Source organism: Halorientalis sp. IM1011 (assembly GCF_001989615.1).
Taxonomy (GTDB): Archaea; Halobacteriota; Halobacteria; order Halobacteriales; family Haloarculaceae; genus Halorientalis.
This window is the reverse complement of the sequence record NZ_CP019067.1, coordinates 3091113-3104756: the sequence shown is the minus strand read 5'-3', so window position 1 is coordinate 3104756 and position 13644 is coordinate 3091113. Positions and strand designations below refer to the sequence as shown.

Here is a 13644-nt window from a genome sequence, read left to right as displayed (position 1 = left end):
GGCCCAACTCTGAAAAAGGGTTCGAAAGGCGACCCGGACCGAACGGCGATACGGAGAGTGACCCGTCAACCGTCCCAGGACGAGTTCTCCCGAACGAGTTCCATCGCCGCCCGTTCGCGTTCGCCGCCACAGCGCTCGACCACGTCGGCGAAGTAGTCGAGTCGCGTTTCCAGTTCCGCGCGATCGTAGGCGGGCACGTCCAGCCGGGAGGCCGCCACGGTGGCCTCGATCACGGCGTAGTAGCCCCGGTTGGTCGTCGGGACGGTCTCGCGCTCGACGCCCGTCTCGACGGGTTCGAGCGCCCACTCGACCCACTCCGTGTCGCCCTCCGCGCCCGCGTCGATCTCCTCGACCGTGACCCGCGTCCAGGCGTCGGCGCTCGATAGTACTGGATCGGAAACCTCGCGGACGGTCATCGCCGCCTCGGCGAAGGTGACGGGATCGGTCGTGAACTGGACGTACCCTTCGCCGCGCTCGCGGAAGTTTCGCCAGGTCCTGGTCCGGCCCCACGTTCGTGCGGTGACGGGCCCCTCGTCCGAATCGCCACCCGCAGTGTCAGCCTCGGGCGCGTGCAGCCCCAGCGCGGCGACGTTCCAGCGGTCGTTGGGGCCCAGCGTCGTGACGACGGACTCGGTGACGCCGTGCAGTTCGACCGGCCAGGCCTCAGACATCGGGATCCACCTCCGGGTCATCCTCGACCCACCGGCGGAGTGCGCCACCGGCCGCGCCGAACAGCGTCGCGGGCAGCGCGTAGGCGACAGCGACGCCCATCAGTCCCAGCAGGAGGAAGGTTGCAGGCGCGTCGGCCCGCAGGAAGAGCACGCCCTGCGCGAGCGTCGTCCCGACGAAGACAGTCCGGAAGCCGGTGTCGGCGGTCCGGCGGAGCGACCCGCCATCGAGCCAGCCCGCGAGGACAGCGCCGGGATACAGCCCGAGCGCGCCCGGCCGAAGCACCGTCGAGAGCGTCGCCGACCGCTCGATGCCCGTCAGCAACGCGATGGCAGCGTAGCCCAGCACGGCCACCGTCACGCCCGCGCCGATGGCCAGCGTCCCGCCCTCCGCGGTGATCGGGAGGCGGCCGCCGTCCGAGTCAGATTCTCCGAGCGCTCCCGGTGGATCGGGCCAGTCCGCCTCGTCGTCGCTCATACGTCCAGCCCCCGTTCGAGCGCGACGAACAGCGCCGCGGCGGTGAGGTCGGCGGTCGTCCCCGGATTGATCCCCTCGGCGACGAACTCGTCGGCCAGCGCCGCCGGGACGGTGTCACCGGCGAGCGCCGCAGCCGCGCGCTCGCTCGCGCGCTCGGCGGTCTCGCGGTCGTGCTTGGTCGCGACGAACGTGTCGGGCTCCTCGGCCAGCAGTTCGAGGAACACCCGCGCCGCGCGGTCGGGTACGGGGCCGTCGAGCTCGAGCAACCGCTCGGCCGCGTCGAAACTCCGCTCGAACTCGCCAGTCCACTCCCGAGCGATACCGTCGACTTCGGCGGAGCGCTCCATCACGTCGTACAGCGTCAGCTCTCGCTCCTCGACGGCTGGGATGGCCTCCGCACCGCGGCGTACGTCCAGCGCGTCCATCCCCTCGGGCGGGTCGTCGACGGCCACGTCGACGTGTTCGAAGGCGCGGAAAAAATCGGCGGCGTCGGCGACCGTCGTGGCTTCGGCGAACTCCCCGGCCCGTTCGCCCGAGAGTTCGCCCTCTGCGGCCGCCCGAACCAGCGGGGTGAGGACGAGCAGGGCCCCGAATTGACTGTTGCCGCCTCGCTGCTGGCTCATCCCCGCGACGGCACGCTCGAAGGCCCGGCCCAGGCGCTTCCCATCTGCGGCCAGTTCGAGACCGCGGCGTGCGCCGATCCCGCCGGCCAGAAAGTGCTCGAACCGGAGGTCGTCGTAGTCGTGGGCCCGATCCACGTTGCCGGGTTTCGGCGTCCCCGCCACCTCCAGCAGGAGGGCGAGCTGGGCGTCGTCGACGACGGTGCGCCCCGGCGGTGGCTCGACGCCCGAACCTGTGGAGGTCACGGTTCCACCTCCCCGGCGAACCAGGCCCTCGTGGCCTCCCGGACGCGTTCGAGGACCGCCGGCTCGTCGCTGGGCCGGCCGACGCTCACGGCGTCCGCGCCGTAATCGAGGTACTCCCGCACGCTCTCGCGGTCCCGCACTTCGTTGTTCGCGATCACGAACAGCCCCGTCGCCGCGGCTACCTCGCCGACGACGGATTCGGAGTCCATCGCGTCGACGTGGACCGCGTCCGCGCCGGCGGCTTCGGCCCGTTCCGCGAGCGCCGGCAGGTCGACCCCCGGGACCTCGGTCCGGACCTTGACGCTCACCGCGGCTCCGGTCTCGGCCGCCTCGCGGACCTGCTCGCAGAGTCGATCCGGGTCCCGGAGCAGGCTCTCGCCCGCACCGGCCGCGCACATCTCGTCTTGACGGCAGTGGGCGTTGATCTCCACGAACGCGTCGCGGTCGCGACAGACCCGCGCAACGTCACGGAGTGGAGTCATCTCCGTGGTCCGAGCGTTGAACCCGGATTGGATCGGGACATCCGAGAGGGCGGCCAGTTGCTCGTCGACGAACGCGACGGGATCGGCCGGCAGAAACTCCGTGCGGTCTCGGTCCACGAGTTCGCGGGCGGCCTCGCGGGTGGGTTCGTCCAGCGCGATACCCCCGAGGACAGCCGCACCGGCGTATTCGCTTCCGGCCGCGGCCCACTCTGCGTCGGACTCCCCGGAGAGACTCGCCAGCGCGACCCGCGGTCGGAAGTCGAGCGGTTCCGGTGGCGATGGGGCAGTCACGCGACCACCTCCAGCGCGTCCTTACAAGCTTCGGCCACTCGACGGGCGTCGGCCTCGGTGTCGAGTCGCGTGTCGGTCCGGACGACCGGCCGGTCGAGGTCGGTGCCGTCCTCACTGTCGAGGACGAACGCGTCCGCGAAGTCGTAGGCCTCGGCGACGCCAGCGGTCGAGGGATCGAACCCCTCGGCGGCCATCAGTTTCGCCGCCGGGCCGGAGAACACCCGATCCTCGACGAACGGGGAGACTGCCACGACCGGCGTCTCCCGGAGCGCACTCTCGATTCCTTCGACGGAAATCATCGGACCGATGCTGGTGATCGGATTCGAGGGGCCGACGACGACGGGGTCGTCGAGGGCCGTCAGCACAGCGTCGGTCGCGGTCGCCTCGGTGCCGCCCCGGAGCTCGACGGACTCGACGGTCGGGTCGCCGTCGCGGCCGACCCAGAACTCCTGGAAGTGCATCGGCCCGTCGGGTGTGTGGACGATGCTCGCGACGGGGTCGTCGCTCATCGGCAGCACCTCCCACGGCGTATCGAAGGCATCGGCGAGTGTCCGGGTGACCTCGGTGAGCGTGTGGCCCTCGTCGAGGAGGCCGGTGCGGGTGAGGTGGACCGCGCGGTCGCGGTCGCCGATCAGCATGAACTCCGCGACGCCGGAGAAGCGCCGCCAGCGTGCGATCTCCCGACCCGAAGTCTGCTGCTCGTCGGGGAGGTACCGCGGGCCACCGTCGAGACCGGCGGCGTCGGCGAGGCGGTGGAGTTCGTCGTCGGTGACGGTAGCGTCGTCGGCGATGCCCCACCACGTATCGAGATCGAGTTCGTCGCCGCCGAGAAAGAGGACGGTGTCGACGTCCGGACAGACGAGGTGCCCGCCGAGTTCCACGTCGTCGCCGGTGTTGCAGACGACGGTCGTCTCGGCCGGCGGAAAGATATCGTCCGCGCCCCGGAGGAGTTTCGGCGTGCCCGTCCCCCCGGAGAGAAACGTGACCATACTCGTCGTCGGGAATCGGCGCGGTAAATCCTTTCGCCAGGGGCAACCGCGAGCGCACGCCACGTCCCGGGCGTCGCTGGCCTACTCGCCAGTGACGTTTTTGGCCTCGTCGAGCCAGGACGGCTCCGACACGGCCGTGGAGCCCACGCCTGCGTACTCGACTGCGACGACGTATCGGACGCGGCTCCCCTGCGGGTTCGTCCCGGTCACGTCGTAGCGGAAGGTGCGGATCGATCCGTCCTCGGCCACGCGGAGTTCGGCCGACAGTTCCGTGAGGGAGGCGGAATCGAGCGCGGTCAGACCGTGTGCGTCGGGGTCGAGTCCGTCCGTGCCGTTCGCCGCGTAGACGTGGACGGTTTCACCGTTGGCTCGCTCGGTGCCCTCGTACTCGTAGGACAGGCCCCTGAGGTACCGGTTGATCTCGGGATAGAGATAGGCGTCCGTACTCCCACTGGCCCCGGTCTGGCGGTCGTACGCGATCTGTCCGTCGCCGCGTTCCCGGAGATACGCCGTCCCATTTGCGTCGACGTACGCGGCGGTCGGGTTCGTCCTCGTCACGTTCTGGAAGTACCGGTACTCTCCGGTCGTGCGATCGACCTGAGCCGACAGGTTCGTGTACTCGCGCACGGCACCCGATCCGGCCGCACGGACGACCGCGTTCTGGCGATAGCTAAAGGTTCCGTCGTCCAGGACAGTTCGGTGGCGATCCCGGATCTCGGACCCGTTCAGCGGAAGGTCGTACGGACCGTCGGTCGCGGTTGTCGTGTCGGGCCAGTCGGTCGTCGCGTTCGATCCGTTTGCGGGCGTCTCCGTCGGCGTCCCGGAGTCGCCGCCGAGGCCGCCACAGCCCGCGAGGGCGACGGCAGCGACGAGAGCGATCAGGACGACACGGTTGCGGTTCACGTCCGGGGCCACACCGGCACCCGTCTTGAAAGGGACGGCTTCGGCCCGTGGAAATTCGTCCGGTGACGCGTGAAGTTTAGTGGCGGCGGGCCAAAGCCCGGCGTAATGGATATCAAGGACAGTGTCCACGACCACATCGAGGTGCGCGGGGTCGCGACGGACCTGCTCGACACGCCGCCGGTCCAGCGGCTCAGGCACGTCCGCCAGCTCGGCACCGTCACGCTGGTCTACCCCTCCGCCAACCACACCCGCTTCGAGCACAGCCTCGGCGTCTACCACCTCGCCGACGAGGCACTGGCTCACCTCAACGTCGAAGGACAGCAGGCCGAACGCGTCCGCGCCGCCGCCCTGTTGCACGACGTGGGCCACGCGCCCTTCAGCCACAACGTCGAGTCCGTCGTCCACCGCCACACCGGGAAATGGCACGACGACGTCCACGAACTGCTGGAATCGGGCGCAGTCGCCCGCGTACTCTCTGATCACGGCCTCAACCCCGACGCCGTGGCCGACCTCGTGGCCGGCGACGGCAAGCTGGGCCAGTTGATCTCGGGCGAACTCGACGTGGATCGGATGGACTACCTCGTCCGCGACGCCCACCACACCGGCGTCCCCTACGGTACCATCGACCACGAGCGGCTGGTCCGGGAACTCTCATTCGTCGACGGGGAACTCGTCCTCGCGGAGGGCAACGTCCAGACCGCCGAGAGTCTGCTGGTCGCCCGGGCGCTGATGACGCCGACGGTGTACAGCCACCACACTGCCCGTATCTCCAAGTCGATGCTTCGGCGGGGGGCCGAGCGCCTGCTGGAGGAGGCCGACACCACCGCCGAGGAGATGCGTCGGATGGACGACCACGACCTGCTCGTCGGCCTGCGCCAGTGCGAGGTGACCGCCGAGACCGCCCGCCGGCTCACCGAGCGGGATCTGCTGAAGCGGGCAGTCTGGGCGGAGATGGGCGACGTGCCAGAGGACCTGCTGGAGCGGGACCACGCGGAAATCGTCGAGGCCGAGCGCGAGATCGCCGCCGAGGCCGAGGTCGACCCGGCCGACGTGATCCTCGACGTGCCCGGCCGGCCCGAGATCGAGGAGACGACGAGTCGGGTGATCGTCAACGGGGAGATCCGGCCGCTGGGCGACCAGTCGACCCTCGTCTCGGCGCTCCGGGCCGTCCAGCGCGACCAGTGGCGACTGGGCGTCTACGCGCCCGAAGACGTGACCGAACGGGTCGGCCACGCCGCCGCCCGTGTCCTCGGACTGGACATCGACGGGTCGCTCGTCAGCAACACGCGTCCGGGCGTCCACACCACACTCGACGACTTCCAGGAGGTGCGAGAATGAGCGATCGCCGTACTATCGAGGGAACTATCCTTCGAGGGAAAGAGTTCGAGGCGACCGAGGGACGTGTGATCGTCGCCGACGGGCAGATCGCGGGGATCGAGGAGGAACCGGTCGAGAGCGACGACATCGTCGTCCCGGCGTTCGTCAACGCCCACACCCACATCGGCGACTCCATCGCCAAGGAGGCAGGTGAGGGACTGGACCTGGACGAACTGGTCGCGCCACCGGACGGCCTGAAACACCGACTCCTCCGCGAAGCCAGCCACGAGGAGACCGTCGCGGCGATGGAGCGTTCGCTCTCGTTCATGGAGGGGAGCGGCACGGCGGCCTGCATCGGATTCCGCGAGGGCGGCGTCGAGGGGGTCCGGGCGATGGCCGAAGCCGTCGAGGGACTGGACATCGAGTCCGTGACGCTGGGCCGCGAGGAGATCGAAGCCATGGAGGCCGCCGACGGGTTCGGCGCGAGCGGGGCCCGCGACGGCGAGTTCGGCCGCGAACGGACCGCGACGCGCGAGGCGGGCAAACTGTTCGGCATCCACGCTGGCGAGCGCGACCCCGACGACATCAACGGCGCGCTCGATCTGGACCCGGACTTTCTGGTCCACATGGTCCACCCCGAGCGGATCCACCTCGAACGCGTCGCGGACAGGGACGTCCCGATCGTGGTCTGCCCGCGCTCGAACCTCGTGACCGGCGTCGGCACGCCCGATATCGCCGAGCTGGCCGAACACACCACGGTCGCGCTCGGGACGGACAACGTGATGCTCAACAGCCCCTCGATGTTCCGCGAGATGGAGTTCGCCGCGAAACTCTCCGAGGTTTCGGCCCGGTACGTCCTCAAGATGGCGACCCACCACGGGGCCGAGATCGCTGACCTGAACTGCGGGGTCATCGAGGAGGACCGGGACGCTCGACTGTTCGTCCTCGACGGCGACTCGGACAACCTCACCGGCTACCAGAACCCCGTCCGTGCCGTCGTCCGCCGCGCTGGCATCGACGACGTACGCGAGGTCGTCCTGGAAACCCCCGACTGAACGCGACCCCCCGCCGTTCCGAGTTACAGTTAAGCCCGTCGGTGTCCAAGGTTGGTAATAGATAACAATGTACAATCGCATCCTCCTGCCGACGGACGGTTCGACGGAGATGGAGCCGGTGATCGACCACGCGGCCGAGGTGGCGGCTCGCCACGACGCACTGATCCACGCGCTGTACGTCGTCGACGCGGCGGGGTTCGCTAGCCTGCCGATGGAGACCAGCTGGGAGGGGATCTCGGAGTTGCTGTACGAAGAGGCCACGAGCGCGTTGAACGAGGTCGAACGGATCGTCGACGATCAGGCACCGGTCGAACGGATCGTGGTCGAGGACAGGCCACACCGGGCGATCGTCGACCACGCCGACGAGGACGACTGTGATCTGATCGTGATGGGGACACACGGCCGCGGCGGCATCGATCGGCTCCTGCTGGGGAGCGTCGCCGAGCGCGTCGTCCGACGCGCGCCCGTCCCGGTGATGACGGTTCGAGTCAAGGAGTCACCCGTCACCGACCGGGAACCGGAGATGAAGGCCTAGATCGGCCGGAGGTGTTCGCAGTCCCCTGCGCTGACGCGGACGCGACCGTCGTCGGTCTCGACGACGAGCGCACCGGGGAACTCGACGTCGACGGCCTCGCCGACCACCTCGCCGCCGGGCGTGTCGACCCGGACCCGCCGACCCAGCGTGTCCGCGAGGTCGCGCCACGCGGGCACGACCGAATCGAGGTCCGAGCCCAGGTCGTGGAACTCCTCCAGCACGCGCTGGGTGAACACCCGCCGGTTCACGTCACCGTTCTCCTCCCGGAGGCTGGTCGCCCCCTCGACGAGGTCTCCGGCGTCGACGTTGGCGTTGATCCCGATGCCGACGACGATCCACGAGACTCTGTCGGCCTCGCCCTCCATCTCCGTGAGGATTCCCGTGAGTTTGCGGTCTCGTCCGTCGCCATCGGTCACCAGCACGTCGTTAGGCCACTTGATCGTCGCGTCGATACCGGCCTCGCGCGCTGCGCGGGTGGTCGCCACCGCGGCCGCCAACGTGAATGCCGGTGCGTCGGCGGGCGGAACCGTCGGTCGGAGGAGAATCGAGAGCCAGATGCCCCCGGAGGGGGCCGCCCATTCGCGGTCGAGTCGGCCGCGGCCACCGGTCTGTTCGTCGGCCAGCACGACCACGTTCTCCCGGCCCTCGGCGGCGAGTTCCCGGGCGCGGTCGTTCGTGCTCGGGATCGAATCGTGGTACTCCACCTCGAAGGGCGCGTCGAGACCGAACGCGACGGCTTCGCCGCCGAACTCGGGGACGGTGACGAGTTCGTAGCCGGCGTCGCCGCCCTCGATCGAGAAGCCCGCCTCCCGGAGTGCCTCGATGTGTTTCCAGACTGCGGCGCGTGACACGTCCAGTCGGTCGGCGATTTCGGGACCGGGTACCGGCCCGTCGGCGATAGCGTCGAGGACGCGGCGGCGCGTGTCCTGCATACCCCGGCGTTCACCCGCGGAGAGTAAGTGTCCGGCGACCGCGGTTGATTGCCCCGAGTGTGCCGACCGGATTTATCCGCTCCGGGATCCAAGCGCAGTCATGCGTTACTTCGAGGACCTCTCGGTCGGTGCGTCGGACACCTTCGGCGAGCGGACGCTCACGGAGGCGGAAATCGTCGCGTTCGCAGAGAAGTGGGATCCACAGCGGTTCCACGCCGATCCGGACGCCGCGGCCGAGTCGATCCACGGCGGCGTCATCGCCAGCGGGCTCCACACCATCGCGGTCGCCATGCGGCACTGGGTCGACGCGTGGCTGTCCGACGTGGCCAACCGCGGCGCTCGCTACATCCAGCGCGTCGAGTTCGACCAGCCAGTCCGGCCGGGCGACACGCTCGTCGTGCGAGGAGAACTCCTCGAAAAGACGGTCCCGGACCACACCGACGCCCACGGCTACGCCGACTACGAACTCTCGGCACACGTCGACGGCGAACCCGCCATGACGATGGTGACCGACCTGGTCGTCCGGCGACGCGGGGACGACTGACTCCGGGCGGTCACTGCTCTCGATCCGTCAGTCGATGACGACCAGCAGGTCGCCCATGTCGACGCTCTCGCCCTCGGCGATGGCGACCTGCTCGATGGTGCCGCCCGCGGGAGCCACGATGTCGTTCTCCATCTTCATCGCTTCCAGCACGCAGATCACGTCACCGGAGGCCACTTCGTCGCCCTCCTCGACGTTGACTTCCAGAATTGTGCCCTGCATCTCGGCGGTGACCTGCTCGCCCTCGGCGGCCGCGGCCTGCCCGCCGCCACCACCGCCACCGCCGCCACCGGATCCACCGGAGGGACGCTGGGGCTGGGTCCCGCCACCGCCGTTGCCGGCGCTGGTCGGGATGGGCGGCGCGCCGCGCTCTTCGAGGTTGACCTGGAAGCGCTTGCCGTTTACCTCCACCGTGAACTCGCGTTCGACGACCTCGTCGTCCTCCTCGCCGTCGCCGCCGGCGTCCCCGCTGCCCCACTTCTCCTGGGCCTCGTCGATCCGCTGGGGGTCGAGTTCCTCGTCGAGATACTTCGTGTGGTGTTTGCCGTTCACGAAGGCCTCGTCTTCGAGCATCAGCCGGTGGAACGGGATGATGGTCGGGATGCCGTCGATATCGTACTCCGCGAGAGCCCGCTGTGAACGGGTGATACACTCCTCGCGATCCGAGGCGTAGACGATCAGTTTCGCGATCATCGAGTCGTAGTCGGTCACCAGATCGTCGCCCTGCCGGAGCGCGTCGTCCATCCGCACGCCGATCCCGCCCGGCGGGTCGTACACGTCGAGTTCGCCGCCGGTCGCGGGCGCGAAGTCCTCCGCCGCGTTCTCGGCGTTGATGCGGAACTCCATGGCGTGACCGTCGATCTCCACGTCGTCCTGTGCGAAGCCGATCTCCTCGTCCGCCGCGACCCGGAGCTGCCACTTCACGATGTCGATGCCCGTGATCTCCTCGGTGACCGTGTGTTCGACCTGAATCCGGGTGTTCACTTCGAGGAAGTAGAAGTCCGCGTCCGCGCCCAGCACCTCGTCGGGATCCCGATCCGGATCCTCCTCGACGAGGAACTCGACGGTCCCGGCGTTGTAGTAGTCGGCGGCGTCGACGCCGCGGCGGGCCGCCTCACCGATCTTCTCCCGCAGCTCGTCGTCGAGGGCGGGACTGGGGCCCTCCTCGATGACCTTCTGGTGGCGGCGCTGGAGCGAACAGTCACGCTCGCCCAGATGCCGGACGTTGCCGTGGTGGTCGGCGATGATCTGCACCTCGATGTGGCGCGGATCCTCCAGATACCGCTCCAGAAAGACCGAATCGTTGTCGAAGTAGGCCTCGCCCTCGCGCTTGGCGCTCTCGAGTTGCTCTTCGATCTCGCTCTCCTCGTGGACGATCTTCATCCCGCGGCCACCGCCACCACCTTCGGCCTTGATGGCGATGGGATAGCCGTGTTCCTCGGCGAACTCCCGGACCGCCTCGGGTTCCTCGATGGGGTCGGTCCCGGGGATGATGGGCACGTCGGCGTCGCTCATCACGTTGCGGGCCTTGGTCTTCTCCCCGAGACGCTCCATCGCGTCGCCGGCGGGGCCGACCCAGGTGACGCCCTCGGTGGCTTCGACCTTGCGGGCGAACTCGGCGTTCTCCGCGAGGAAGCCGTAGCCGGGGTGGATCGCGTCGGCGCCGGCCTTCTGTGCGGCCTCGATGATCGCGTCGTGATCGAGATAGGAGTCTGCCGCACGGGCCGGTCCGACGTTGTAGGCCTCGTCGGCGTACCGGACGTGGCCGGAGTGTTTGTCCGCCTCACTGTAGACAGCGACCGTGTCGATCCCCAGTTCCTCACAGGCGCGCATCACCCGGACGGCGATCTCTCCACGATTCGCGACGAGAACCGTATCGAACATGTCGGTCTGTACCGCGAGTTGGGCCTTAAAGGTATGCGACCACGGAAGGCCAGCGCTATCCTCGGCACGCGATACCCCTCGCCGTTTGCGTATCTTTATCACGGAGACCGACGACCGCTCCCCTACGATGGAACACGTCACAGTCGAGGACCTCGAACCGTTTCCGCATCCGCTGGACGCGACCGACGGCGCACGCGCGCTCGCCGACGCACTGGGTACGACCGACGTGGCGATGAACCACTACACGCTGGCTCCGGGCGAAGCCCCGGACGGCGGCTACCACACCCACCTCGATCAGGAGGAGATCTTCTACGTGCTGGAGGGGACCGTGACGTTCGACACCGAGGCGGGGTCACAGGAGGTCGCGGCCGGCGAAGTCATTCGCTTCGCGCCGGGCGACTACCACCACGGCGAGAACGAGAGCGACGAGCAGGCCGTCGTGCTGGCCATCGGTGCGCCCGGCAGGCGTCACGACTGGGACCAGCTCCGCGTGCCCGTTCCCTGTCCGAACTGCGAGGACGTCGACGCGATGGGCGTCGACATCGAAGCCGGCGACGGGGGCGGCCTGCGCTGTCCCGAGTGCGGCGAGACGATGAGCGTCTAGCGGCGGGCGACGAGCACACCCCGAGAAGGGGTGTTTCTGTCCGGTGAGCGCACAGTACGCTTTTCTGTGAACCGTCCCACACATCACGTATGCGGGAGTAGCATGGGAGATACACACACACAGTCGAGCGACAGAGAACACCTCGTGATTCCGCCGGGGACGACCGTTCTCTACGTCGGGTCCGAATCGAAAGCGGGGGCGATCACGACCAGACTCGAACAGGCGACGGACCACCTGTGTACCCAGACGGCGACCGCGGCCGAAGACGCGCGAGCGGTCGTCGAGAACGACGACGTCGACTGTCTCGTCGCGGAGTACGACCTCGCCGACTCCGACGGAATCGACCTCCTGGAGTCGGTCAGGAAACAGCATCCGAACCTCCCGTTCGTCCTCTACACCGACGACGAATCCATCGAAACGGCGACCCGGGCTATCTCGGCAGACGTCTCCGAGTACGTCCTGCGATCTGACGAGTCCGCCGAACAGCGACTGACGGACACCGTCGTCGAAACGGTCCACAAGACGACCCGCCTCCAGCGACGGGACCTCCTCGAACAGCTCATCAACCTCGTCCCGGTCGGCGTCGTCGTCCACGACATCGACGGCGAGTTGATCCAGGCGAACGACCGGGGGCGCGAGCTGCTCGGAATCGCCAGCGACGAACCTCTCACCGAAGCTCTCGAGGACCACCACGTCTATCACCCCGACGGGACCCCGTACGATCGACCGCAACTCCCGCCAGTGAAAGCGTTCCGGACCGGTGCGCCCGTTCGCGACGAATTGCTCTACATAGAGCCACCCGACGACGGCCCGATCTGGGTGTCGATGAATTCGACGCCGATCTACGACGACACCGGCGAGAACATCGTCCGTGTCATCTCCACCGGACAGGACGTGACGGAGCTCAAAAATCGCGAACACCAGCTCGAAGCCACGAACGCGGAACTGAAGAAGACGAGAAACCGCTTCCAGGCGCTCACGGAGAACGCGTCGGTCGCCGTCCTGACCATGGACGAATCCAGCACGATCCAGTTCGCGAACGACACGGTCGAAGACGTCTTCGGATACGCGCCGGACCGACTCGAAGGTGAGTCCATGGACGTACTCATCCCCGACCGACTCGTGGACGACCACTACGCTGCGGTCGAACGGTATCTCGAGACCGGCACGCGCAAACTCGACTGGAGCTGGGTCGAACTACCGGCCGTCCACGAGTCGGGTCACACGATAGATATCGGCCTCTCGTACGGGACGACACAGGTCAACGGCAGCCAGTTGTTCACCGCGGTCATACGCGACATCACCGAGGAGAAGGCCCGCCAGCGGGAACTCGAGGACAAGCGCAAACAACTCGAAGCGACGGTCGCGGAACTCGAACGGTCGAACCGGGAACTGGAGCAGTTCGCCCAGGCGGTGTCACACGACCTCAAAGAGCCGATCCGGACGGTTTCGAACTACCTCGGGTTACTAGAGCGCCGGTACGCCGGGGAGTTCGACGACGACGCCGACGATTTCCTCGAATTCGCAGCAGAGGGGAGCGAGCGGGCCCAGCGAATGATCGAGGATCTGCTGGCCTACGCCCGCGTCGACCACGGCGGCGAGATCGACGAAGTGGTCGACCTGAACGATGTCGTCGAGACGGTCGTTCGAGACTGCAAGCGATCACACGAGTCGAGCGAGGTGGATGTCTCGGTCGGTAACCTGCCCCCCGTCGTCGGAAACCGCACGCGGCTCGAACAGGTCTTCCAGAACCTGCTCTCGAACGCTATCGAACACGCCGACAGCGAACCGGTCGTCGTCGACGTCACGGCGGAGCAGTGCGACGGAAGCTGTGTCGTCTCCGTGTCCGACAACGGCCCCGGGATCCGGCCCGAAGAACAGGATCAGATATTCGGCCTCTTCGAGACGAGTCGCGACAGCGAAGGGACCGGCGTCGGCCTCGCGCTGTGTGAGAAGATCGTCCACAACCACGGCGGAGAGATCTGGGTCGATTCGGGGGACGACGGGACGACGTTTTCGTTCATCATGCAACCCTCGACCGCGTGACCGCCATCGACCCGACCGATATGTCAAGTCGCAGTTTGTCCATCCGGCCGGCT

At 68.0% G+C, this 13644-nt stretch carries 14 protein-coding genes; 6 read left to right on the top strand and 8 right to left on the bottom strand.

The features are described from left to right. Nucleotides 1–65: 65 nt before the first annotated feature. From BV210_RS16065 to BV210_RS16040, 6 genes are all read right to left on the bottom strand, one after another. Entirely contained in the window at nucleotides 66–671 is a 606-nt protein-coding gene (locus BV210_RS16065) for a DUF447 domain-containing protein (RefSeq protein WP_077207629.1), read from the bottom strand. Next, the gene (locus BV210_RS16060) at nucleotides 664–1146 is read right to left on the bottom strand and encodes a hypothetical protein (RefSeq protein ID WP_077207628.1); all 483 of its coding nucleotides are present in this window, start codon (nucleotides 1144–1146) and stop codon (nucleotides 664–666) included. The genes BV210_RS16065 and BV210_RS16060 overlap by 8 nt, the downstream gene beginning before the upstream one ends. Then, entirely contained in the window at nucleotides 1143–2012 is an 870-nt protein-coding gene (locus BV210_RS16055) for a triphosphoribosyl-dephospho-CoA synthase (protein ID WP_077207627.1), read from the bottom strand. Before BV210_RS16055 ends, BV210_RS16060 begins: the two co-directional genes overlap by 4 nt. Next, nucleotides 2009–2785 carry a tRNA-dihydrouridine synthase gene (locus BV210_RS16050; protein ID WP_077207626.1) on the bottom strand — a complete coding sequence of 259 codons (777 nt, stop codon included), beginning with the start codon at nucleotides 2783–2785 and terminating at the stop codon, nucleotides 2009–2011. Before BV210_RS16050 ends, BV210_RS16055 begins: the two co-directional genes overlap by 4 nt. Further along, entirely contained in the window at nucleotides 2782–3774 is a 993-nt protein-coding gene (cofD, locus tag BV210_RS16045) for a 2-phospho-L-lactate transferase (RefSeq protein WP_077207625.1), read from the bottom strand. The genes BV210_RS16050 and cofD overlap by 4 nt, the downstream gene beginning before the upstream one ends. A gap of 81 nt (nucleotides 3775–3855) precedes the next feature. After that, nucleotides 3856–4677, bottom strand: coding sequence for a hypothetical protein (locus tag BV210_RS16040; protein WP_077207624.1), 822 nt, complete (start codon nucleotides 4675–4677; stop codon nucleotides 3856–3858). A gap of 105 nt (nucleotides 4678–4782) precedes the next feature. Between BV210_RS16040 and BV210_RS16035 the strand changes: the two genes are divergently transcribed. From BV210_RS16035 to BV210_RS16025, 3 genes are all read left to right on the top strand, one after another. Continuing rightward, nucleotides 4783–6015 carry an HD domain-containing protein gene (locus BV210_RS16035; protein WP_077207623.1) on the top strand — a complete coding sequence of 411 codons (1233 nt, stop codon included), beginning with the start codon at nucleotides 4783–4785 and terminating at the stop codon, nucleotides 6013–6015. Next, nucleotides 6012–7049 (top strand): amidohydrolase family protein, encoded by a 1038-nt coding sequence (locus BV210_RS16030; RefSeq protein ID WP_077207622.1) that lies wholly within the window; start codon nucleotides 6012–6014, stop codon nucleotides 7047–7049. The genes BV210_RS16035 and BV210_RS16030 overlap by 4 nt, the downstream gene beginning before the upstream one ends. Before the next feature lie 67 nt (nucleotides 7050–7116). After that, nucleotides 7117–7584 (top strand): universal stress protein, encoded by a 468-nt coding sequence (locus tag BV210_RS16025; protein ID WP_077207621.1) that lies wholly within the window; start codon nucleotides 7117–7119, stop codon nucleotides 7582–7584. On the opposite strand, the gene BV210_RS16020 is transcribed toward BV210_RS16025, so the two are convergent. Beyond that, on the bottom strand, nucleotides 7581–8516 hold the full coding sequence (locus tag BV210_RS16020) for a biotin--[acetyl-CoA-carboxylase] ligase (RefSeq protein ID WP_077207620.1): 936 nt from the start codon (nucleotides 8514–8516) through the stop codon (nucleotides 7581–7583). The two genes, BV210_RS16025 and BV210_RS16020, sit on opposite strands and share 4 nt — an antisense overlap. A 100-nt stretch (nucleotides 8517–8616) precedes the next feature. Here BV210_RS16020 and BV210_RS16015 point away from each other — a divergent pair, with 100 nt between their 5' ends. Further along, nucleotides 8617–9060: a MaoC/PaaZ C-terminal domain-containing protein gene (locus tag BV210_RS16015; protein WP_077207619.1), complete on the top strand. Its 444-nt coding sequence runs from the start codon at nucleotides 8617–8619 to the stop codon at nucleotides 9058–9060. Nucleotides 9061–9087: 27 nt separating this feature from the next. Here BV210_RS16015 and BV210_RS16010 read toward each other — a convergent pair whose 3' ends face one another. Beyond that, nucleotides 9088–10941, bottom strand: a complete 1854-nt coding sequence (locus BV210_RS16010; protein WP_077207618.1) for an acetyl-CoA carboxylase biotin carboxylase subunit — start codon at nucleotides 10939–10941, stop codon at nucleotides 9088–9090. Between the two features lie 127 nt (nucleotides 10942–11068). Here BV210_RS16010 and BV210_RS16005 point away from each other — a divergent pair, with 127 nt between their 5' ends. Together BV210_RS16005 and BV210_RS16000 are read left to right on the top strand one after the other, a co-directional pair. After that, nucleotides 11069–11545 carry a cupin domain-containing protein gene (locus BV210_RS16005; protein ID WP_077207617.1) on the top strand — a complete coding sequence of 159 codons (477 nt, stop codon included), beginning with the start codon at nucleotides 11069–11071 and terminating at the stop codon, nucleotides 11543–11545. A gap of 102 nt (nucleotides 11546–11647) precedes the next feature. Beyond that, complete coding sequence (locus tag BV210_RS16000; RefSeq protein WP_077207616.1) at nucleotides 11648–13591, top strand: ATP-binding protein; 1944 nt, start codon at nucleotides 11648–11650, stop codon at nucleotides 13589–13591. Nucleotides 13592–13644 lie beyond the last annotated feature (53 nt).

What these genes read in the sequence shown, in the direction of transcription:
- BV210_RS16035 (WP_077207623.1), top strand. Translation starts at nt 4,783, where the DNA reads ATGGATATCAAGGACAGTGTCCACGACCACATCGAGGTGCGCGGGGTC.
- BV210_RS16015 (WP_077207619.1), top strand. Translation starts at nt 8,617, where the DNA reads ATGCGTTACTTCGAGGACCTCTCGGTCGGTGCGTCGGACACCTTCGGC.
- BV210_RS16065 (WP_077207629.1), bottom strand. Translation starts at nt 671, where the DNA reads ATGTCTGAGGCCTGGCCGGTCGAACTGCACGGCGTCACCGAGTCCGTC.
- BV210_RS16030 (WP_077207622.1), top strand. Translation starts at nt 6,012, where the DNA reads ATGAGCGATCGCCGTACTATCGAGGGAACTATCCTTCGAGGGAAAGAG.
- BV210_RS16010 (WP_077207618.1), bottom strand. Translation starts at nt 10,941, where the DNA reads ATGTTCGATACGGTTCTCGTCGCGAATCGTGGAGAGATCGCCGTCCGG.
- BV210_RS16005 (WP_077207617.1), top strand. Translation starts at nt 11,069, where the DNA reads ATGGAACACGTCACAGTCGAGGACCTCGAACCGTTTCCGCATCCGCTG.
- BV210_RS16060 (WP_077207628.1), bottom strand. Translation starts at nt 1,146, where the DNA reads ATGAGCGACGACGAGGCGGACTGGCCCGATCCACCGGGAGCGCTCGGA.
- BV210_RS16020 (WP_077207620.1), bottom strand. Translation starts at nt 8,516, where the DNA reads ATGCAGGACACGCGCCGCCGCGTCCTCGACGCTATCGCCGACGGGCCG.
- BV210_RS16000 (WP_077207616.1), top strand. Translation starts at nt 11,648, where the DNA reads ATGGGAGATACACACACACAGTCGAGCGACAGAGAACACCTCGTGATT.
- cofD (WP_077207625.1), bottom strand. Translation starts at nt 3,774, where the DNA reads ATGGTCACGTTTCTCTCCGGGGGGACGGGCACGCCGAAACTCCTCCGG.
- BV210_RS16025 (WP_077207621.1), top strand. Translation starts at nt 7,117, where the DNA reads ATGTACAATCGCATCCTCCTGCCGACGGACGGTTCGACGGAGATGGAG.